At 55.6% G+C, this 19,375-nt stretch carries 20 protein-coding genes; 11 read left to right on the top strand and 9 right to left on the bottom strand.

Features of this window, described 5'->3' with window-relative positions; translation table 11 throughout:
* Positions 1-14: 14 nt before the first annotated feature.
* From V6N04_RS14350 to V6N04_RS14380, 7 genes are all read left to right on the top strand, one after another.
* The gene (locus V6N04_RS14350) at positions 15-980 is read left to right on the top strand and encodes a GlxA family transcriptional regulator (RefSeq protein WP_371170881.1); all 966 of its coding nucleotides are present in this window, start codon (positions 15-17) and stop codon (positions 978-980) included.
* A gap of 89 nt (positions 981-1,069) precedes the next feature.
* Positions 1,070-3,517, top strand: a complete 2,448-nt coding sequence (locus tag V6N04_RS14355) for a GcvT family protein (RefSeq protein ID WP_371170882.1) — start codon at positions 1,070-1,072, stop codon at positions 3,515-3,517.
* Entirely contained in the window at positions 3,514-4,065 is a 552-nt protein-coding gene (locus tag V6N04_RS14360) for a GNAT family N-acetyltransferase (RefSeq protein ID WP_371170883.1), read from the top strand. The genes V6N04_RS14355 and V6N04_RS14360 overlap by 4 nt, the downstream gene beginning before the upstream one ends.
* A gap of 93 nt (positions 4,066-4,158) precedes the next feature.
* Entirely contained in the window at positions 4,159-5,064 is a 906-nt protein-coding gene (gene rarD / locus V6N04_RS14365; RefSeq protein ID WP_371170884.1) for an EamA family transporter RarD, read from the top strand.
* Positions 5,065-5,102: 38 nt separating this feature from the next.
* The gene (locus V6N04_RS14370; protein ID WP_371170885.1) at positions 5,103-5,750 is read left to right on the top strand and encodes an RluA family pseudouridine synthase; all 648 of its coding nucleotides are present in this window, start codon (positions 5,103-5,105) and stop codon (positions 5,748-5,750) included.
* An 80-nt stretch (positions 5,751-5,830) separates the two neighbouring features.
* Positions 5,831-6,958: a beta-ketoacyl-ACP synthase III gene (locus V6N04_RS14375; protein WP_371170886.1), complete on the top strand. Its 1,128-nt coding sequence runs from the start codon at positions 5,831-5,833 to the stop codon at positions 6,956-6,958.
* A 105-nt stretch (positions 6,959-7,063) separates the two neighbouring features.
* Positions 7,064-7,588, top strand: a complete 525-nt coding sequence (locus V6N04_RS14380; RefSeq protein WP_371170887.1) for a DUF3833 domain-containing protein — start codon at positions 7,064-7,066, stop codon at positions 7,586-7,588.
* A gap of 85 nt (positions 7,589-7,673) precedes the next feature.
* Here V6N04_RS14380 and V6N04_RS14385 read toward each other — a convergent pair whose 3' ends face one another.
* Positions 7,674-8,480, bottom strand: a complete 807-nt coding sequence (locus V6N04_RS14385) for a mechanosensitive ion channel family protein (protein ID WP_371170888.1) — start codon at positions 8,478-8,480, stop codon at positions 7,674-7,676.
* Positions 8,481-8,592: 112 nt separating this feature from the next.
* Here V6N04_RS14385 and V6N04_RS14390 point away from each other — a divergent pair, with 112 nt between their 5' ends.
* Positions 8,593-9,027 (top strand): bleomycin resistance protein, encoded by a 435-nt coding sequence (locus V6N04_RS14390; protein WP_371170889.1) that lies wholly within the window; start codon positions 8,593-8,595, stop codon positions 9,025-9,027.
* Positions 9,028-9,081: 54 nt separating this feature from the next.
* On the opposite strand, the gene V6N04_RS14395 is transcribed toward V6N04_RS14390, so the two are convergent.
* The gene (locus V6N04_RS14395; protein ID WP_371170890.1) at positions 9,082-10,521 is read right to left on the bottom strand and encodes an aldehyde dehydrogenase family protein; all 1,440 of its coding nucleotides are present in this window, start codon (positions 10,519-10,521) and stop codon (positions 9,082-9,084) included.
* 188 nt (positions 10,522-10,709) lie between these two features.
* Here V6N04_RS14395 and V6N04_RS14400 point away from each other — a divergent pair, with 188 nt between their 5' ends.
* Positions 10,710-11,363 carry a peroxiredoxin gene (locus tag V6N04_RS14400; protein ID WP_371170891.1) on the top strand — a complete coding sequence of 218 codons (654 nt, stop codon included), beginning with the start codon at positions 10,710-10,712 and terminating at the stop codon, positions 11,361-11,363.
* Here V6N04_RS14400 and V6N04_RS14405 read toward each other — a convergent pair.
* Positions 11,360-11,959 (bottom strand): TetR/AcrR family transcriptional regulator, encoded by a 600-nt coding sequence (locus V6N04_RS14405; RefSeq protein WP_371170892.1) that lies wholly within the window; start codon positions 11,957-11,959, stop codon positions 11,360-11,362. The two genes, V6N04_RS14400 and V6N04_RS14405, sit on opposite strands and share 4 nt — an antisense overlap.
* A gap of 88 nt (positions 11,960-12,047) precedes the next feature.
* Here V6N04_RS14405 and V6N04_RS14410 point away from each other — a divergent pair, with 88 nt between their 5' ends.
* The gene (locus V6N04_RS14410; protein ID WP_371170893.1) at positions 12,048-12,425 is read left to right on the top strand and encodes a hypothetical protein; all 378 of its coding nucleotides are present in this window, start codon (positions 12,048-12,050) and stop codon (positions 12,423-12,425) included.
* Between the two features lie 56 nt (positions 12,426-12,481).
* Here the strand turns inward: V6N04_RS14410 and V6N04_RS14415 are convergent, their stop codons facing one another.
* The 3 genes from V6N04_RS14415 to V6N04_RS14425 all read right to left on the bottom strand — a co-directional run bounded on the left by V6N04_RS14415 (position 12,482) and on the right by V6N04_RS14425 (position 15,351).
* Positions 12,482-12,670 carry a DUF2783 domain-containing protein gene (locus tag V6N04_RS14415; RefSeq protein ID WP_371170894.1) on the bottom strand — a complete coding sequence of 63 codons (189 nt, stop codon included), beginning with the start codon at positions 12,668-12,670 and terminating at the stop codon, positions 12,482-12,484.
* Positions 12,671-12,675: 5 nt separating this feature from the next.
* Positions 12,676-14,286, bottom strand: a complete 1,611-nt coding sequence (locus V6N04_RS14420) for an FAD-dependent oxidoreductase (protein ID WP_371170895.1) — start codon at positions 14,284-14,286, stop codon at positions 12,676-12,678.
* A gap of 114 nt (positions 14,287-14,400) precedes the next feature.
* Complete coding sequence (locus V6N04_RS14425; protein ID WP_371170896.1) at positions 14,401-15,351, bottom strand: MBL fold metallo-hydrolase; 951 nt, start codon at positions 15,349-15,351, stop codon at positions 14,401-14,403.
* Between the two features lie 40 nt (positions 15,352-15,391).
* Here V6N04_RS14425 and V6N04_RS14430 point away from each other — a divergent pair, with 40 nt between their 5' ends.
* Positions 15,392-15,970, top strand: coding sequence for a DUF2585 family protein (locus V6N04_RS14430; RefSeq protein WP_371170897.1), 579 nt, complete (start codon positions 15,392-15,394; stop codon positions 15,968-15,970).
* A 15-nt stretch (positions 15,971-15,985) separates the two neighbouring features.
* Here the strand turns inward: V6N04_RS14430 and fahA are convergent, their stop codons facing one another.
* From fahA to hmgA, 3 genes are read right to left on the bottom strand one after another with little or no spacing between them, the layout of a single operon-like run.
* The gene (gene fahA, locus V6N04_RS14435) at positions 15,986-17,245 is read right to left on the bottom strand and encodes a fumarylacetoacetase (RefSeq protein WP_371170898.1); all 1,260 of its coding nucleotides are present in this window, start codon (positions 17,243-17,245) and stop codon (positions 15,986-15,988) included.
* 7 nt (positions 17,246-17,252) lie between these two features.
* Positions 17,253-17,888: a maleylacetoacetate isomerase gene (gene maiA / locus V6N04_RS14440; RefSeq protein WP_371170899.1), complete on the bottom strand. Its 636-nt coding sequence runs from the start codon at positions 17,886-17,888 to the stop codon at positions 17,253-17,255.
* Complete coding sequence (gene hmgA / locus V6N04_RS14445; protein WP_371170900.1) at positions 17,888-19,240, bottom strand: homogentisate 1,2-dioxygenase; 1,353 nt, start codon at positions 19,238-19,240, stop codon at positions 17,888-17,890. Before hmgA ends, maiA begins: the two co-directional genes overlap by 1 nt.
* Positions 19,241-19,375 lie beyond the last annotated feature (135 nt).

Raw genomic sequence — 19,375 nt, forward strand, 5'->3', positions numbered from 1 at the left:
CAAATGAGGGCGCGATGAAAGACAACTCGTCTGCAACGATCAATGTGGACATAGCGTTGGCAGATGGCTTTGTACTGACAGAGTTTTCCGCCATCGTCGAAGTCTTACGCACTGCCAACCGCGTATCCGCGCGTCGTGTGTTTCATTGGCGCTGGGTGTCGCGGCGCGGCGGTACCATGGCGTGCCGTGCTGGTATTACGGTCGAGACGACCGCAATGGAACCCAAGCCAACTGCGGATTACCTGTTCGTCCTTGGGAACTCCGACCCTGACGCGCTTGAACTGTCCTTGCGCAAAGAAATCAAAGCCTACCAATGGTCCGGTGCGCGGGTCTTTTTGTTGTCTGAAGCCGCAAGCCGCTACATCTCCGAAACCGGCGAACAGCTGATGAGCCACACGACCCATTGGGAAAACCGTGCGCTGTTGAATGAACGCGGAACGCCGGGAACCGGGTCTTACGCATTGGCCGCCGATGATGGGCAAATCACCACCAGTGCCGGTATGGGTGCAACCTACGACCTCGTGCTGGGCATGTTGGGTGCGCATATCAGTGCGGCTTCGGTCGCGACTGTGGCAGACATTTTCCTGCACGAGACAATTCGCACATCGGCCACCTTGCAACCCTTTGGCGGGAAGGAACTGACCCGTACAGGGAACCGTTCGTTGGATCAATGCATCGAACTAATGCAAGCTAACCTGGAAGAGCCACTACGCATCTCGGAAATCGTTGATTTGCTTGGGATTTCTGAGCGGTCGTTAGAGCGTCACTTTCGCGCTCACTTCAACACGACACCAAATGCTTATTATCGAGAGCTGCGGCTCAACCATGCAAATACCTTATTGCTAAAAACGTCGTTGAGTGTTCGCGACGTAGGTCTAGCGTGTGGGTTTCCAAACGGCTTTTCAACAGTATTTGGGCGACATTTCGGCATGACTCCCATGTCGTTGCGTCGCAACCGGAACAATCTAACCTACAGCTAGTATTTGATAAGCGACAAATCTGGCGGATTTGGTGCGTTTTGGTGCGGCCATCCGTGCAACGCTTGGCCAAATTCTGATGGAGTGATGCTATGAGTCTTCCCAAACATGCCCGTGTTGTCATCATCGGTGGCGGCGTTATCGGATGTTCTGTTGCCTACCACTTGGCCAAGCTTGGCTGGAAAGACGTTGTCTTGTTGGAGCGCAAGCAACTGACGTCCGGCACCACTTGGCACGCGGCCGGATTGATCGGTCAGCTGCGCGCCTCGTCGAACATGACGAAGCTCGCCAAGTACTCGGCCGATCTTTACCTCGGTCTTGAAGAGGAAACGGGTGTTGCGACCGGATTACGGCAATGCGGCTCGGTATCGGTAGCCCTGACCGAGGAACGCAACGAAGAACTCTATCGGAACGCTGCTATGGCACGCGCTTTTGGCGTGCCGTGTGAGGAACTGTCGCCTGACGAGGTCAAGGCGCGCTACGAACACATCAATCTGGATGGCGTCAAGGGCGGCATTTGGCTGCCCACCGATGGGCAGGCTGATCCAGCAAACATCGCGTTGGCGCTGGCCAAGGGTGCGCGCCAGAACGGAGCGGTCATCAAAGAGCGTACGAAAGTCACGGGCGTTGAACGTGATGGGCGCAAAGTCACCGGCGTGAATTGGGCATCGGACGACGGGTCGGATCAGGGAACCATCACCTGCGACATGATCGTCAACTGTGCAGGTATGTGGGGGCACGAAGTCGGTAAAATGGCTGGCGTTAACGTACCCCTGCACGCGTGCGAGCACTTCTATATCGTGACCGAGGGCATCGCAGATCTAAGCCAAATGCCAGTGCTGCGTGTGCCGGATGAGTGCGCTTACTACAAAGAAGATGCGGGCAAGATTCTGCTGGGTGCCTTCGAGCCGCACGCAAAGCCCTGGGCGATGGACGGCATCCCGGACACGTTCGAGTTTGACCAACTGCCCGAGGACTTCGACCACTTTGAACCCATCCTCGAAGCGGCCTGTAATCGCATGCCGATGTTGGCCGAGGCAGGGATCCATACTTTCTTCAATGGCCCGGAAAGCTTTACCCCCGACGATGCTTACCACCTTGGCCTCGCGCCTGAGATGGACAATGTTTGGGTGGCCGCGGGCTTCAACTCCATCGGCATCCAATCGGCGGGCGGCGCTGGTATGGCGCTGGCCCAGTGGATGGAAGACGGCGACAAACCGTTCGATCTGGGAGATGTGGACATCAGCCGCATGCATCCTTTCCAGGGCAACAAACATTACCTCTATGAACGCTCGAAAGAGACGCTGGGCTTGCTTTACGCGGACCATTTTCCGTTCCGCCAGAAGGCCACCGCGCGCGGGGTGCGGCGCACGCCGTTCCATCATCACCTCAAGGAAAACGGTGCGGTCTTTGGTGAAGTCGCTGGGTGGGAGCGGGCCAACTGGTTTGCGAACGAAGGTCAGGAGCGTGCGTATGAATACACGTGGGGTCGTCCCAACTGGTTTGATAACGCGGCCGCCGAACACAAGGCAATTCGCGAAAATGTGGGCATGTATGACATGACGTCCTTCGGGAAGATCCGTGTCGAAGGCCCCGATGCCGAAGCGTTTATGAACTATGTTGGTGGCGGCGACTATTCGGTGCCCAATGGCAAGATCGTTTACACTCAGTTCCTGAACCAACGTGGCGGGATTGAAGCAGACGTGACTGTGACCCGTTTGACTGAAACCGCCTATCTGGTCGTCACCCCTGGAGCTACGCGTCTGGCCGATCAGACATGGATGCAGCGCCACAAGGGTGGTTTTAATGTCGTGATCACCGATGTGACGAATGCCGAGGGTGTTTTGGCCGTGATGGGCCCCAACTCGCGCAAGCTGCTTGAGGCGGTCAGCCCCAACGATTTCACCAACGCAACAAACCCATTCGGAACCGCCCAAGAGATCGAGATCGGGATGGGCATCGCGCGAGCGCATCGCGTAACCTATGTCGGCGAGCTTGGGTGGGAAATCTATGTCTCGTCCGATATGGCGGGCCACGTCTTCGAGACGCTTCATGAAGCCGGTCAGGACATGGGACTGAAACTTTGCGGCATGCACATGATGGACAGCTGCCGGATCGAAAAGGGGTTTCGTCACTTTGGCCATGACATCACGTGCGAAGACCATGTGTTAGAGGCGGGGCTTGGCTTTGCTGTGAAGACTGACAAGCCGGACTTTATTGGCCGTGATGCGGTGCTGGCAAAGAAGGAAAGCGGGCTTGAGAACCGGATGGTGCAATTCAAACTGACCGACCCCGAACCACTGCTTTACCATAACGAACCGCTCGTTCGGGATGGCGAGATTGTCGGTTATCTGAGTTCTGGTTCTTACGGTCACCATCTGGGTGCGGCTATGGGCATGGGCTATGTCCCGTGTAAAGGTGAGACGGTCGCCGAGGTGCTGGCCTCCACCTACGAAATCGACGTCGCGGGCACACGCGTCAAGGCCGAGGCATCTCTGAAGCCAATGTATGATCCGAAATCAGAAAGAGTACGCGTTTGACGTTCAACAATCAGCCAGTCTTGGAAGACGAGACATTGATCCTGCGTGGAATGACCGCGCAGGATCGCAACGATTTGCACGACGCAGCCAAAAACCCGAAGATCTGGGCAGGCCACCCGAGCAGGGATCGTTATAAACGCGAGGTGTTTGATCCGTATTTCGACATGCTGCTGCGCGAAGGCGGAACGCTTGTTGTCGTTGACAAAGCAGCAAAGAAAATCATTGGCTGCTCGCGCTATTATGTCGGCCCGGATGCGCCCGAAGACATCGGCATAGGATTCACTTTTCTGAACAACCAATACTGGGGCGGAGAGGTGAATTTTCTAATGAAGCGATTGATGTTGGATCATGCTTTCCAAACATTTGACCGGGTGTGGTTTCACATCGCCCCCGACAACATTCGATCGCAAAAGGCCACGCAGAAACTTGGTGCCGAATTTGTGGACGATGACGAGGTTGATCTGTCTGGCAATCCGCTTCCGTGGAAGCGGTATCGGCTGGATGCGGCTGTTTGGCAGCGGGTTAAAGCCGCGCGGCCAGACCACTAACGGCCCATCGCGTCCGTTGATATGACTCCTCACGATTTTCGCGCTATTCAACATGGCTCTTTGTCTGTCATATGAGCCGGTGAGGTGCGCGCAATGACAGACAAAACGAAACCAGAAAACGTTGATACGCCTAAGGGCTTGGTGCTTGCGATTACGGCCTACGTGTTGTGGGGATTCTTGCCGCTGTACCTGAAAGCCCTCTCGCATATTCCTGCGGCCGAGGTTGTGGCGCATCGCGTTATCTGGTCTGTGCCTATTGCCGGAGCCGTCTTGATCGTGACAGGGCGAACACGAGATCTTCGCGATGCGATCTCCAACCCAAAGATGCTCCTGCTTGCAGTTCTGACCGCTGCTCTGATCTCGGTGAATTGGGGCATTTATATCTACGCGATCTCGACCAACCAAGCGATTGAGGCCGCGCTGGGTTACTACATCAATCCGCTTTTTTCGATCTTTCTTGGCACCATGTTGTTGGGTGAGCGAATGACGCGCGCGCAAGGTGTCGCCGTCGCGCTGGCGGCCGTCGCTGTCGTTATCTTGACCGTCGAAACGGGGCACCTACCGCTTGTCGCGCTAAGTTTAACGCTGACATGGGGCTTTTACGCTTTCTTCAAAAAATCGCTCGCTATCGGCCCCAATCAGGGCTTCATGCTTGAAGTGCTGATATTGCTGATCCCGGCGCTGGGCTATGCGATCTGGCTGGCTGTGACCGGAGAGGGTCACTTCCTGACCTCCTCAGTCTCTGATACGTCGCTCCTTATCGGATGTGGCCTTGTGACGGCAGTGCCGCTGATGATCTATGCGAATGGCGCGAAGCTTGTGCGCCTGTCGACAATTGGCATTCTGCAATACATTGCACCCACTATGATCTTCATCGTGGCCGTCTTTGTCTTCGGGGAACCGTTTGGAGGGGCCAAGCTTGTCGCCTTCCCGCTGATTTGGCTGGCGCTGATTATCTACACAACCTCACTGGTGCGTGGGATGCGCCGCAACCGCTAAGCCTTGCCAGTCTGACCCGGGCAAGCTATCTGCCGCCCATGTCAGACGATTACGCGCCCCCCAACGATCCATTGGTGATCGTACATCAGGATCACGAGCTTTTACTGGTCGATAAACCCGCCGGTCTGTTGTCGGTACCGGGAAAGGGTGAGCATCTGGCTGATTGCCTGATTGCGCGCATCCAAGCGGTGTTTCCAGAGGCATTGCTGGTGCATCGATTGGACAGGGACACGTCCGGTATCATGGTGTTCGCAATGACCCCGCATGCCCAACGTCATCTTGGGTTGCAGTTCGAGAAACGCCAGATGAAAAAGGTCTACGTCGCGCGTGTTTGGGGCCATGTATCTGAACGGGAAGGCACCGTGGATCTGCCCTTGATTGTCGACTGGCCAAATCGCCCAAAACAGCATGTAGATTTGGAGAGTGGCAAACCCGCCGTGACCGACTGGAAGATCGTGAAGTACGAGGATAATGCCACCCGTATACGCCTGTTTCCCCAGACAGGCCGCAGTCATCAGTTGCGCGTCCATATGAAAGAGATTGGCCACCCGATATTGGGTGATCCGTTCTATGCAGATGGCTCCGCCCGCGATGCACCCCGCTTGATGCTGCATGCCGAAAGCCTTCGCCTTCGCCACCCAGATGGCGGAAAAGGGCTGACTTTCAAGGCGAAGTGCCCATTCTAAGCTGTGGTGACCTAGGGTCAGCGCCTCTTGCCCATGAAGGTGCTTCCTGATTGACTGGGTCAACCTTTGAGGAGACCCACATGATCCAACCCGTCATCTCTGGCACCGGGGTGTTCACCCCCGATCAAACCATCACCAATGCCGAACTTGTCGAGGCGTTCAACGCATATGCCGACAAAATGAACGCAGAGAATGCGGCGGCGATTGAGGCTGGGGATATGGCGCCAATGGGCCATTCCAGCGAGGAGTTCATTGTCTCGGCTTCGGGTATTCATCAACGCTATGTGATGGACAAGACAGGCGTACTGGACCCCGATGTGATGCACCCCAGATTGCGTCAGCGCACAGATGATGAACCGGGTATCATGGCCGAAATGGGTTTGGAGGCTTGTAGGCAAGCTCTGGCGCAAGCCGGCCGCCAAGCAGACGAGGTTGATCTGATCATCTGTGCCGCGTCAAACCATGAACGAGCCTATCCGGCCATTGCGATTGAGATTCAACAAGCGCTGGGCGCGGGTGGGTTTGCATTCGACATGAATGTCGCATGCTCCTCGGCGACGTTTGGTATTCAGGCGGCTGCGGATATGGTGCGCTCCGGCTCGGTGACGCGGGCCTTGGTAGTCAACCCCGAGATATGCTCGGCCCATCTGGAATGGCGTGATCGGGATTGCCACTTCATTTTCGGTGATGTGGCCACAGCTACGCTGATCGAGCGGAAGTCAGATGCAAAAGGAGACCATTTCGATATCCTATCGACTCGTTGCCTGACTCAGTTCTCCAATAACATCCGAAACAACAATGGCTTCCTTCGCCGCACACGGGAAGAAGCCAACGATCTGCCCGACCGGCGTGATATGCAGTTCATGCAGAATGGTCGCAAAGTGTTCAAAGAAGTTCTGCCAATAGTCTCGAAACATATTCTTGGTCATATCGCCGAGATCGGGGTCGAGCAGGATGACCTGAAGCGGCTTTGGCTGCATCAGGCCAACAAATCCATGAATGACTTTATTGGGAAAAAAGTGCTGGGGCGTACGCCCGAGGATGGGGAGCAACCGAACATCTTGCAAGACTACGCCAACACGTCGTCTGCCGGTTCGATCATCGCCTTCTCGAAATACTCTGATGATCTAGAAGCCGGTGACACTGGCGTCATTTGCTCTTTCGGGGCGGGGTATTCGGTTGGGTCGGTGGTGGTCCGGCGGGCCTAACGCCACCGGAAAGTGATCCGCGCACGCGCGCGGGGCGTATCAGAATTAAAGCAACACACCCTTGCGTGCTTGTGTCTGTTACATGCCACCGTGCCCGGAGGATCCATGAAAGCCAAACTTGCAGCCTTGTCTTGTGCCGTTCTGATTGGGTGCGGTGGCGCCCCAGATTTGGACGATCCAAAGCTCAGCACGCGTGAACTGAACCTTGAAGAGTTCTTCGAAGGCAAAACCACTGCGCATGGGCAGTTTCAGGACTTGTTCGGCAATGTGAAACGCCGATTTGAAGTCGACATTCACGGTACTTGGGAGGGCAACATACTCACGCTGGTCGAAGACTTCGTCTATGATGATGGCACCGCTGAACAACGCATCTGGACACTGAATAAGACTGGTAAGGAGACCTGGGAAGGGACCGCCCCCGGTGTCATCGGGAAAGCGACCGGAGAAGAGCGTGGCGACACCTTCAATTGGGTGTACCGGATTGACTTGCCGGTAAAAGACGGCGTGACCCGAGTGGATTTCGACGACTGGATGTGGCTTTTGTCCGATGACCGAATTCTGAACCGTGCCTATATGAAGAAATTCGGCGTGACCGTGGGCGAGGCGATCATAGTGTTTGAGAAGCCTTAGCTTGAGTCCCTGCCGGTATGTGTCGATAGCGCGTCGTTTCGGATTGAAATGACGCGCTTTCGGTGTTTTCCCCGCACTGTTTCAATCAGGCGGTCTTCTTGATCTCGACCGAATGGGGATAGGGGATCGTAATGCCGTTCTTATCGAAGGCCTCTTTCACAGCTTTTGTAAGCTCGAATTTCACGTTCCAGTACTCGGCATTGTCGACCCATAGCCGTGTGGTCAAGTCAACGCTGCTGTCACCAAGGTTTGTCACGCGGACCCAAGGGGCCGGGTCGTCATGCACACGCTCATCCGCCGTGGCGAGGTCGAGGATGATCTGCATCGCCTTGTCTGCATCATCGTCATAGTCGATGCCGAAGACGATATCGACGCGACGTGTTTCGTGATGCGAGAAGTTCTTGATGATCGCACCCCAAGCCTGTCCGTTTGGCACGATAACTTGCACATTATCGGGGGACACAAGCTCGGTCACAAACAGGCTAAGGTCCTTGACCGTCCCGGATGTGCCGGCGATGTCAACGAACTGTCCGATCTTGTAGGGGCGAAACAGGATTAGCATGAAGCCTGCCGCAATGTCGCTGAGTGTGCCTTGAAGAGCCAGGCCAATTGCCAGAGTTGCTGCGCCCATAATGGCAACCAGACTTGTCGCTTCGATCCCAAACAAGGATAGAACAGCAACCAGCACCATCAGCAAGACGACCCACCGCACCATCGACGCTGCGAAATTTCCAAGCGTCGGATCAATTGCATCGTTGGCATTGATCTTGTTGCGAACCATACGGGCGATTGCGTTGGCCGCGATCCAACCGATGATCAGGACCAAAATTGCCTTCAGGGCGCTTGTTACAAGCGGTCCGTAAGACGTGATCTGTTCGATGATATTTTGCATATTTTCCTCATTAAGCAGGCGTTGGTTATTTGGAAACGGGGGATATTCGATCTTTTTGCTTCGGGCTACCTTTCATTGTACGAATTCAAACTGAACCGTCGAAAGTTGCCGCATGATGTCAAATCCCATTGTTCCCGAGCTTGCAGTTACAGATTGGCTGATTTCCAAGCAGTTTTATTGCTCGACCTTAGAGTTTGAGGTCTTGTATGAGCGACCCGAGGAAGGGTTTGCCTATCTTCGATATGAAGAGGTCGAAATCATGATTGATCAAATTGGGTTGGGGCGGACGTTTGGTAACGAGTATCTCCCGACCCAACAGCCATTTGGCAAAGGCCTGAACCTGCAAATCAGAATATCTTCGATCACGCCTCTGGCGGCTGCACTATCTAAGCAGTCCTATGATCTCTATCTACCGGTTGAGGAGCGTTGGTACCGACGCGACGATACCGAGATTGGTCAGCGCCAATTCGTGGTGGCTGATCCAGATGGGTATTTGCTGAGGTTCTGTGACGACCTTGGTGTACGTCCGATAGCCCGGATTGACTAACCACGAAAAAGGCCCGCGATTGCGGGCCTTTGTTGCGGTAGTGCTTAGGTCGTTTCAGTCGTTTGACCACCCCGATACGGCCTTCACTTCCAAGAAGTCTTCGATTCCCAGAACACCGCCTTCGCGACCGTTGCCGGACTGCTTGTAACCCCCAAACGGAGAGCCTGCAGCGCGCGATGTGCCGTTCATCTCGACCATACCCGCCCGCATTTGGCGGGCGACGCGATTCGCGCGGTCTCCGTCTTGCGTTTGCACGTAGTTGGTCAGGCCGTAGACTGTGTCATTGGCAATTTCGACAGCCTCTTCTTCGGTGTCGAAGGGGATCATGGCCATCACGGGTCCAAAGATTTCCTCGCGTGCGATGGTCATCTGGTTGTTGGCGTCAGCAAAGATCGTGGGTTTGACGAAATAGCCTTTGTTCAACCCTTCGGGCCGGCCGGTACCGCCGGTGATAAGGCGTGCACCTTCGTCGATTCCAACCTGAATCAGATCCTGAATTTTATTCCACTGAAGCTCGCTGACCACAGGTCCGATGTGACGGCCTTCTGCACTTGCTGGACCAACTTGTATCTTTTCGGCGGCTTCGCGGGCAGCTTCCACCGACTGGTCGTAAATGCCGCGTTGAACCAGCATTCGAGACGGAGCATTGCAGCTTTGGCCGGTGTTCTGCATCATATGCATGACACCCCGTTTGACGGCCTTTTCGTCAGCATCGTCAAAGATGATGTTCGCGCCCTTGCCACCAAGTTCAAGGCTGACGCGCTTGAGCGTGTCTGCCGCAGCCTTCGATATGGCGATGCCCGCGCGGGTCGATCCAGTAAAGCTGACCATATCCACATCCGCGTGGGTCGAAAGCTGAGTACCAACCCCCATGCCATCGCCATTCACCATGTTATAGACGCCTGCGGGGAAACCAGCCTCGTCCACGATCTCGCTCCAGACAATGGACGACAGCGGTGCGATTTCGGATGGCTTTAGGACCATCGTGCAGCCGGCAGCCATGGCAGCCACACATTTCAGCGACACTTGGTTCATTGGCCAGTTCCAAGGGGTGATCATCGCACAAACGCCAATGGGTTCGTAGAGAAGCCGATCATTTGGTGCGTGTGCGCCAAGCATCTTGTCGAACTCGAATTCCTTGAACGCTGTGATGAAGTTTTGAATGTGCCACGTGCCAGACCCTGCTTGTGCAGTGCGAGCAAGATCGATGGGAGCTCCCATCTCAAGGCTCATGGCTTCTGCCAGGTCCTCTGACCGCTTTTGGTAGACTTCAAGCAGCTTTTCGATCAGCGCCAGCCGGTCCTCTTTCTTTGAGAAACCCCAGTCGGAAAATGCGGCCTTGGCAGCTGCAACGGCGGCATCCGTGTCAGCCTGACCGCCCAAAGAAATAACGGCGCATGCGTCTTCTGTTGAGGGGTCAATGACGTTAAGATCATTCGGTACAGCGGGCGCCACCCACTGTCCGTTGATATAGAAATCGCGCTTCTCGATCATTCCTGTCTCCTTGGTCGGATTTGCGGGCACTGTGGCACTGGACTCGGGCTGGCGCAACCCATGGAAATATAATTTGATCAAATTATATTTCCACAAAGTATTTTGCCGATCATCGCGTTCGGGGCTTTAAAAATTTCATTCAGACCGTACCTTTATTGGGAACGAAAATGCATCGAGAGGAAAGACCGATGGGACTTCGCATCAACGATACTGTACCGAATTTTACCGCCGAGACGGATCAGGGCCAAATCACCTTCCACGATTGGATTGGTGACAGCTATGCCATCCTTTTCTCGCACCCAAAAGATTACACGCCAGTCTGCACGACAGAGTTCGGCGCAGTCGCCCAACTGACTGACGAATGGGCCAAGCGGGGGACCAAAGTAATTGGGTTGTCGGTTGATGGAGTGGAAGAGCACAAAGGTTGGAAAAGCGACATCGAGGGCTTCTCGGGCGCGAAAGCGGGCTTCCCGATCATTGCGGATGAAGGGCTAGAGGTTTCGAAAGCCTTCGACATGCTGCCTGCGGATGCCTATCTGCCGGATGGACGCACACCAGCTGATAGCGCGACGGTGCGGTCGGTCTTTATCATTGGTCCGGACAAAAAGCTGCGCCTGTCCATGACTTACCCCATGTCTGTCGGACGCAACTTTGCCGAAGTTCTGCGCGCGTTAGATGCAGTCCAGGCGACTGATAACCAGCCGATCGCCGCGCCCGCCAATTGGGAAAAAGGGCAGGATGTGATCGTCGCGCTGTCTCTGTCTGATGATGAAGCACGTGAACGATATGGTGAAGTGGATATCAAGCTGCCATATCTGCGTACGACGGCTGATCCCAGTTAAGCTCCCATCAATGCTTGAAAGCGCGCGAGCGCGGTACTCGCGCGCTTTTCGACATCTTTATACGTTGGTTGTGGAAGCTGTCCGATTGCGCGTCTTATTTGAAGATCTCCGACTAAGAGGCTTAGGAACAGTTCAACCGCGTCATTCGAATCGTGGAAATGCAGGTCGCCATTTGCTTTGGCGCGTTCCAGCGTTTTAGCGATGAGGGGCGCAACAGATTGTCGACCAGATTTTGCGATGGCGTCTCCCAGTACGCCTGTGCCGTCAGCCGCCGCTGCCCGATTCAGAGCGATTGCGCGGTCACCTACCAGTACCTCAAGTAGCTTGGGGCCAAGTTGCGCCAGAATGTCGAGCGGCTGCTTTTCTGCATCAAGCTGAGCGGCCAACATAGTTTTGACATCCTCAGCATTCCGCTCGACAAGGGCGGTGAACAGACCTGTCTTGTCGCTGTACCAACGATAAAGCGTTTCGTTTGAGGCCTTTGCCTGCTTGGCAATGGCCAGCATAGACGCACCGGAAAATCCCTTTTTCTCAAGGACGTAATAGGCTGCGGATTCAATCTGCCTTTGACGCTCAACCCGGGTTTCTGATTTCATCGTGCCTCACATTTCCTGTTGACGCTTACCGTACACATGGTTACGGATATAGGCAAGCGTACATATAATTACGGTTATGGAGTCAAATATGAACAATCGATTAAATCAAACGGCGCTTGCGGGATTAACCATGTTGATCATCCTGCAAGCCATCATGCTGATGTCTCTCTATGCAGGGATTCCGCCACACCCACCTGCAACAATTCCATTGGGTGGGATCGCACCAATTCTGGCAGCTGGTTTCGCAGCTTCAGGTGCAGCAATTGTTCTTGGTCCTACCACTTCCAACATAGGTCGCGCATTCGCAATCCTCGCCGTTGCGATCGCAATGTTATCGTTTGGCCCTCAGAAATATCTGAACGTGCAACTCCCACTGATTTGGCCGGCAGTCGTTCTGGGTCAGATCTCGGCAGCTATGATTGTTGTGAGTATGTTCAGAAATACAGATGCGGTAGCTGCTGCATAAAAGAAGGCCCGGTCATCTGACCGGGCCTTCTCAGCCTTGGCGGACAATGCCAAGCTTTACGTCTTCGCCGCCTCAATAGCCTGCGATAGAGCGTTGCGACTGCCGACGTGGTTAGCAAGGATCAAGATCAGACGGGCATTCAGTGCGTCACTATCTTCTTTTGTTAAACCGTCATGGGCGGCCAAAAGCTCGGCATAGAAGTCATCGGCACGGTTGATATTTGGTGTCAGGATCAGGTCTTTCATTGGCGTTACTCCTTCCCTGTGGCGCGGCGGATCGCGGCGCGAAACTGGTTTTCGTCAAAGTTGGGACGACGTGCCGCAACGTGTTGGTCCGGGCGGATCAAATAGACGGCGCTTGACGCATCACCCAGATAACGCTCTTTCAACGCGCCAGATCGGTCATATTTGACTGATAATGCGAGGCGCGTGACTTCAATTCCAGCTTCTTCGATGACATCAGGCGCATCGGCGTCAATGGTCAGAAGTGTGAATTTGTCACCGAGTTTGGACAGTAAGAACTCGTCACCCAAAGGGGCGTCAGGGCAAGATGACCCCGGACGTGTTCTTATAGGCCCTTCCAATGCATCGGCCGAGTTAAGTGGCGAGCCGTCATAGGTACATGGCACTGACAGCCGGCCAGAATTCACCAACGGTCGTGCGAACTCATACTTTTCGGACAGGTCTAGTACGGCGTCTCGCAGCACGCGGCTCATCTCGGATTTCGGTGTGATGAAATCGGTGGAACGCGTGGAATTTAGAATGTTCTCATCCGCGCCGTGGATGCGTTCGATATCGTAGCTGTCGAGCAGTTTCTCATCAGCTTTGCCATCAAGCACTAATTTCAGTTTCCAGCCCAGATTGTCGGTGTCTTGTAGGCCCGAATTTGCACCTCTTGCGCCAAAGGGGGACACTTGGTGTGCTGCGTCGCCAGCAAAGAGGACGCGACCATGGCGGAATTTTTCCATCCGTCGACACTGGAACGTATAAATCGACACCCATTCGAGGTCGAACTGGACGTGGTCCCCAAGCATAGCTTTTAGGCGGGGAATGACGTTTTCGGGCTTTTTTTCTTCTTCCTTGTCGATGTCCCACCCAAGCTGAAGGTCAATGCGCCAAACGCCATCCGGCTGTTTGTGGAGCAGGGCGGATTGACCTCGGTTGAAGGGTGGATCAAACCAGAACCAGCGTTCGGTCGGAAAGTCGGCCTCCATGATCACATCTGCAATCAGGAAATTGTCTTCAAAGACACGACCGACGAAGTCTAGGCCGAGCATCTGGCGGGTTGGAGAGCCGGCGCCGTCGCAAGCGACCAGCCAATCGGCTTCGATGTTATACGATCCCTCAGGTGTGTCGATTTCAAGCGTGGCGTGATCAGGATGAGTGCCGATTGCAGTGACTTTGTTGGCCCCTCGGATTTCGATGGGGGCGCCTTCTGCCTCTAGATCGCGAACGCGGTTTACCAGATATTCTTCGAAGTAGTATTGCTGAAGGTTGATGAAGGCGGGTCTTTGGTGACCTTTCTCAGGCAGTAGCTCAAACTTGTATACTTCACGGTCATCGAAAAAGACCTTTCCTACGCCCCATTCGACCCCTTTGTCGACCATGGCCTGGCCACAGCCTAGCCGGTCAAGAATTTCCAGCGGACGTTTAGCGAAGCAGATTGCGCGAGAGCCGAAGCTGACCTTGTCATTGTCATCAACAATGACAACCTTCACGCCTTGTTGAGCAAGATCGATGCCCATTCCAAGCCCGATTGGACCTGCGCCGATAATGACAACGGGATGGCGCACCGGGGTAGCTGCATCCTGATCGGGGCTGCGTTCGTAGGGATAAAGCGGGACTTCGAAAATCTTGTTCATACGGGCCTCCTCCGGGTGGCAATCTATGCCTGCTCGCATTGTAGCGAATTTCGTTGCGAAAGCAACGAAGCGGGTGGGGATGCGCTGATTTGCCGTCAACGCATCCTGATTTGCTTAGCCTTGTAAGGCCTCCCACATTTCCAAATCGCGTTGGGCGGTCCAGATGCGGGGTGTGTCGATGCCGCGCGCTTCGTCATAGGCGCGGGCGACGTTGAAGGGCAGGCAGTGTTCGTAGATTGCATAGTCTGCGAATTTCGGATCACACGAAGCGCGAACGGCGTCCCAAGCTTCCTTGAGCGTGCCGCCGCGGGCAGCCACTTTGGCGGCAGGCGCGTAGGTGCTGTAGACGAAATCTCGGGTGCTTTCGAGCGCGCGTTCGACAGCGTCTTTGCCAATAAGAGCCCCGCCGCGACCGGGTGCAATCGCGTCGACATCAAATGCTGCGATATTATCCAGCGTGTCGCCCCAATCTGCGAAGTGCCCGTCACCGCAATAGCAGGCCGAGTGGTCTTCAACGATGTCACCTGTGAACATGACGTTCTGGTCGGGCACATGGATCACGATGTCGCCAGCTGTGTGGGCGCGACCAAGGTGCATCAAGTCGATACGGCGGTTGCCCAGATAAACCGTCATATCGTCCGAGAATGTGGTGGTCGGGTAAGTCAGACCGGGAATGCTCTCGTGCCCTTCAAACAAACGGGGAAATCGCTGGAATTCGCTGTCCCAGTCTTCCTGACCACGCTCCACAACCATCGCGCGGGCGGTGTCGCCCATGATAACCTGATCTGCGCCATAGGCGGATGCACCCAGCACGCGCACCGCGTGATAGTGGGTCAGCACCACGTGGCTGATCGGTTTATCGGTTACAGAACGCACGCATTCGATCACCTTATTGGCCAGACGCGGAGTGGCCTGAGCCTCGACGATCATCACGCTGTCGTCGCCAATGATCACGCCCGAATTTGGGTCGCCCTCGGCGGTGAAGGCGTAAAGACCGTCGCCGATCTCATCAAATGTGATCTTCTTTTCAGTCAAGTCGCCTTGTGATGCAAAAGCCTTTGCCATGGTCAGGTTTTCCTTTCTGGACTTGAGCGCAGGATAATGGTTGCCTGCCCCTATGTTTGATCGTCGATATTGGCCCTATTGGGGCGTTGTTATTGTCACCCTCGCCACGTTGCTCACGTTGCTGGTTATGGGTCGTAATTTCTCATGCCCCTGCGGGTATACGCTTTTGTGGTATGCCGGGGACGATAGCGGTCAGGGCTCGCAACATCTTTTGGACTGGTACACGCCCAGCCACGTGATCCATGGGTTCCTGTTTTATGGCGCGACCTTCCTTCTGATGCGGCGCTTTTCCCTTGGCTGGCGGTTGCTGGTCTCGACCATTGTCGAAGGCGCCTGGGAAATCGCCGAGAACACCGAAGCCGTGATCCAGCGGTATCGCGAATTCACCGTGTCGGGTGAGTACTGGGGCGATAGCGTTGTGAATTCGGCCGCAGACCTCGCAGCCATGTTCCTTGGCTTCTGGCTGGCACTTCGTCTGCCAATCTGGGTCAGCATCCTGATCGTTGTCGGCTTTGAAGTTCTGACCACTTTCCTGATCCGCGATGGACTGGCCTTGAACATCATCATGCTGCTGGCACCATCCGAGGCGATCCTCGAATGGCAGTCTGCCGGGGGATGATGCGCAAATCCTCACTTATTTGGGCCAGCTGATTGCAGGCAGGATTTGCCCGACGCAATCGCCGAACCCGACCTGGAAACCGTCGCCTTTGGCGGCCCCGCGCAGGGTCAGCGTGTCGCCGTCCTCGATAAAGGTGCGGGTTTCGCCGGTGTCGAGCGTGAAGGGCTCGCGGCCCGCCCAGCTCATCTCCATCAGTGACCCGTACTCGGTCTTCGTCGGACCAGAGACTGTGCCGGACCCAAGCAAGTCGCCAACATTCATCGCGCAACCGCCGATGGCGTGATGGCATAGCTGTTCAGCAGCCGAATAATACATGCGGGTGTAGTTGGTTTCGCCAACGACCGAGGCCTTGTCAGCGCCTTCGGGCTGCATCAGCACCTGAAGATCGATATTGTAAAGCCCGTCCTTTGAGCCATCGAGATAGGGCAGCAGCTCTTTCTCGCGTTTCGGCGTGGGTGCGCGGAACTCTTCTAAGGCGGCTGCGGTTACAATCCATGGAGAAATCGAGGTGCCGAAGGCTTTGCCTTGGAACGGACCAAGCGGTTGGTATTCCCAGCCTTGGATATCGCGGGCCGACCAGTCGTTCAGCAGTACATAGCCAAAGATCATGTCGTCGGCATCGTCCACGGTGATCGGCTGGCCGAATTCGGAAGGCTTACCAACGATGGCACCCATTTCCAGTTCGATATCCAGACGCATCGAGGGGCCAAAGCTGGGCATCTCGGCGTCGGGCGCTTTGCGCTGACCGTTCGGGCGGTGGATCGGGGTGCCGGAAATCACAACGGACGACGCGCGGCCATTGTAACCGATCGGGATATGCAACCAGTTGGCGGGCAGATCGGGCGAACCGCGCAAGATCGCGCCCATGTTCGCCGCGTGCTGACGACCGGCATAGAAGTCGGTGTATTCTGACACAAGGAACGGCATGTGCAGTTCGGCACCAGCTTGGGCTACCAGCAGAGGCGCAACCGCGTCCTGCTCGGTCGAGCCTTCGTCCAGCAGCTGCCTCAGACGGGCGCGCAGGGCGGCCCATGCGTCTGATCCCAGCTCCATCAGCTCGTTCCAGAAGGGAACGTCGAAAACGGGTTCGTCACCGATCTCGATCAGGCCAGCCTCTTCGGCGGCCTGCATATCAAGGATCATATCCCCGATGGCGACACCACAGCGTGGCTCGCTGTCAGCGGTCGAGAACACGCCATAGGGCAGGTTGTTCAGGGGAAAGGGGGTCTCGGCAGAGTTCGCGCTGTCCACCCACGACTTTTTCAGTTGGCTCATGATGTCCTCATTCGGCATCTGGCTGTGCCTCGGGTCGCGCATCGGCGAAGGCGGGCAGAGCCAGACAGGTTTCTTCAATTTCGATCAGACGGGCAAAAGGCGTTATGTCCACGCCCCAGCGATGCCCGTTATAAAGCTGCGAGACAAGGCAGATATCGGCAAGCGATGGCGTGTCACCAAAGGCAAAGCGTGTGCCTTGTGGCAACATGGCTTGAAACGCGGTCAGGCCTTCATTCATCCAATGAACCATCCAGTCCACGCTGTCGGCTTTGCTGTGCCCCATTCCGTCCAGATGCTGCACGACGCGCAGGTTATTCACCGGATGGATATCCAGCGCGATCACATGCGCCGCGGCCATCACCTTGGCCCGCGCTATCGGATCCTCTGGCAAAAGCGCCGGGTCGGGATAGGTACGGTCAAGATAGTCAAGGATTGCCAAAGACTGGGACAGCGTGGTGCCATCCTCAAGCTCTAACACAGGGACGCCCTTGCCAGGGTTCATCGCCTGATACTCGGCGCTGCGTTGTTCGCCTTTCACCAGGTTGACGGGGTGGCTTTCAAACGACACACCCTTCAGGTTCAGCGCGATGCGCACCCGATAGGATGTGGTCGACCGCCAATAGGTATAGAGTTTCAACGCCATCATTTCTTCCCGGGCGTTCCGTCGAATTTCTTCTCAAGGCTGTCCCAGCAATCAATATAGTCGTCCTGTAGCGGCGCTTCATTTGCGGCAAAGGCCGTCAGGTGCTGCGGGAAGCGAGTTTCGAACATGAAGGACATGGTGTTGTCCAGTTTTTCAGGGCCGAGGTTCGAGTTCGAGGCGCCTTCGAACGCATCGCGGTCCGGTCCGTGCGGCAGCATCATGTTGTGCAGCGATACACCGCCCGGAACAAAGCCCTCGGGCTTGGCGTCATACTGACCATAGATGTTGCCCATCAGCTCGGACATGATGTTTTTGTGGTACCACGGCGGGCGGAAGGTGTTCTCGGCCACCATCCAGCGTTCGCGGAATAAGACGAAGTCGATATTTGCGGTGCCGGGCTGGCCCGAGGGCGCCGTCAGAACCGTGAAGATCGAGGGGTCTGGGTGGTCAAACAGGATCGCGCCGACCGGGCAGTAAGTTGTTAGGTCGTACTTATAGGGCGCGTAGTTGCCGTGCCATGCGACGACGTCCAACGGTGACTGGCCGATCTCGGTTTTGTGGAACTGTCCACACCACTTGATAGTGATGGTCGAGGGCACTTCGCGGTCTTCAAATGCCGCCACTGGTGCCTTGAAATCTCGCGGATTGGCCATGCAGTTCGCGCCAATTGGGCCGCGCCCCGGCATCTCGAACTTCTGGCCGTAGTTTTCACAAACGAAGCCGCGCGCCGGGCCTTCCAGAAGCTCGACGCGATAGACCAGCCCACGTGGGATGATGCCGATCTCTTGCGGGCCAAGGTCGATGACACCAAGCTCCGTATAGAAGCGCAACCTGCCTTCCTGAGGCACAACCAACAGCTCGCTATCGGCAGAAAAGAAGTAATCATCCACCATGGATTCTGTGACCAGATAGATATGCGTCGCCATGCCGACTTGTGTGTTCACGTCGCCTGCCGTGGTCATGGTCCGCATGCCGGTGATCCAGTTCAAGCCCTCGGTCGTGGGAACCGGATTCCATCGATACTGACCCAGGCTGATGACGTCGGGGCCTACGCAGGGCGCAGACTTCCAGTACGGCATATCGATCTTGGTATAGCGCGCCGAATGCTTCACCGAAGGACGGATGCGATAGGTCCAGGTCCGCTCTGGTGGGTCGGCCGTGAACGCGGTGCCTGACAACTGCTCGCCGTAAAGGCCATACTCGCATTTCTGAGGGCTATTCATCCCTTGCGGCAACGCACCGGGCAGGGCTTCGGTCTCGAAATCATTGGCCCAACCGGGCATGTAATGCATCTCGGTGCCGACAGAGGACACCGCGCGTGTCATTTCGCGCGAGGGGCTGTGCTTGTTCATCACTTGTCTCGTTTCAATGCCCTAAAAAGGGCCATCCTGTTTGCAAAGCGATAATATCGTTGCATATGAAATGAAGTCAAGGAAAAGGGACACTTCACATGCGAAGTAATTAAGTGCAGACAATTTGAGAGGTTA

This window comes from Aliiroseovarius conchicola (assembly GCF_041403445.1).
GTDB lineage: Bacteria > Pseudomonadota > Alphaproteobacteria > Rhodobacterales > Rhodobacteraceae > Aliiroseovarius > Aliiroseovarius conchicola.

Bases quoted from the DNA above. Each gene is read 5' to 3' on its own strand.
- fahA (WP_371170898.1), bottom strand. From the start codon at position 17,245: ATGAGCCAACTGAAAAAGTCGTGGGTGGACAGCGCGAACTCTGCCGAG.
- V6N04_RS14415 (WP_371170894.1), bottom strand. From the start codon at position 12,670: ATGAAAGACCTGATCCTGACACCAAATATCAACCGTGCCGATGACTTC.
- V6N04_RS14350 (WP_371170881.1), top strand. From the start codon at position 15: ATGAAAGACAACTCGTCTGCAACGATCAATGTGGACATAGCGTTGGCA.
- V6N04_RS14390 (WP_371170889.1), top strand. From the start codon at position 8,593: ATGATGTCAAATCCCATTGTTCCCGAGCTTGCAGTTACAGATTGGCTG.
- rarD (WP_371170884.1), top strand. From the start codon at position 4,159: ATGACAGACAAAACGAAACCAGAAAACGTTGATACGCCTAAGGGCTTG.
- V6N04_RS14395 (WP_371170890.1), bottom strand. From the start codon at position 10,521: ATGATCGAGAAGCGCGATTTCTATATCAACGGACAGTGGGTGGCGCCC.
- V6N04_RS14410 (WP_371170893.1), top strand. From the start codon at position 12,048: ATGAACAATCGATTAAATCAAACGGCGCTTGCGGGATTAACCATGTTG.
- V6N04_RS14380 (WP_371170887.1), top strand. From the start codon at position 7,064: ATGAAAGCCAAACTTGCAGCCTTGTCTTGTGCCGTTCTGATTGGGTGC.
- V6N04_RS14370 (WP_371170885.1), top strand. From the start codon at position 5,103: ATGTCAGACGATTACGCGCCCCCCAACGATCCATTGGTGATCGTACAT.
- V6N04_RS14385 (WP_371170888.1), bottom strand. From the start codon at position 8,480: ATGCAAAATATCATCGAACAGATCACGTCTTACGGACCGCTTGTAACA.
- V6N04_RS14420 (WP_371170895.1), bottom strand. From the start codon at position 14,286: ATGAACAAGATTTTCGAAGTCCCGCTTTATCCCTACGAACGCAGCCCC.
- maiA (WP_371170899.1), bottom strand. From the start codon at position 17,888: ATGGCGTTGAAACTCTATACCTATTGGCGGTCGACCACATCCTATCGG.
- V6N04_RS14400 (WP_371170891.1), top strand. From the start codon at position 10,710: ATGGGACTTCGCATCAACGATACTGTACCGAATTTTACCGCCGAGACG.
- V6N04_RS14355 (WP_371170882.1), top strand. From the start codon at position 1,070: ATGAGTCTTCCCAAACATGCCCGTGTTGTCATCATCGGTGGCGGCGTT.
- hmgA (WP_371170900.1), bottom strand. From the start codon at position 19,240: ATGAACAAGCACAGCCCCTCGCGCGAAATGACACGCGCGGTGTCCTCT.
- V6N04_RS14425 (WP_371170896.1), bottom strand. From the start codon at position 15,351: ATGGCAAAGGCTTTTGCATCACAAGGCGACTTGACTGAAAAGAAGATC.
- V6N04_RS14375 (WP_371170886.1), top strand. From the start codon at position 5,831: ATGATCCAACCCGTCATCTCTGGCACCGGGGTGTTCACCCCCGATCAA.
- V6N04_RS14405 (WP_371170892.1), bottom strand. From the start codon at position 11,959: ATGAAATCAGAAACCCGGGTTGAGCGTCAAAGGCAGATTGAATCCGCA.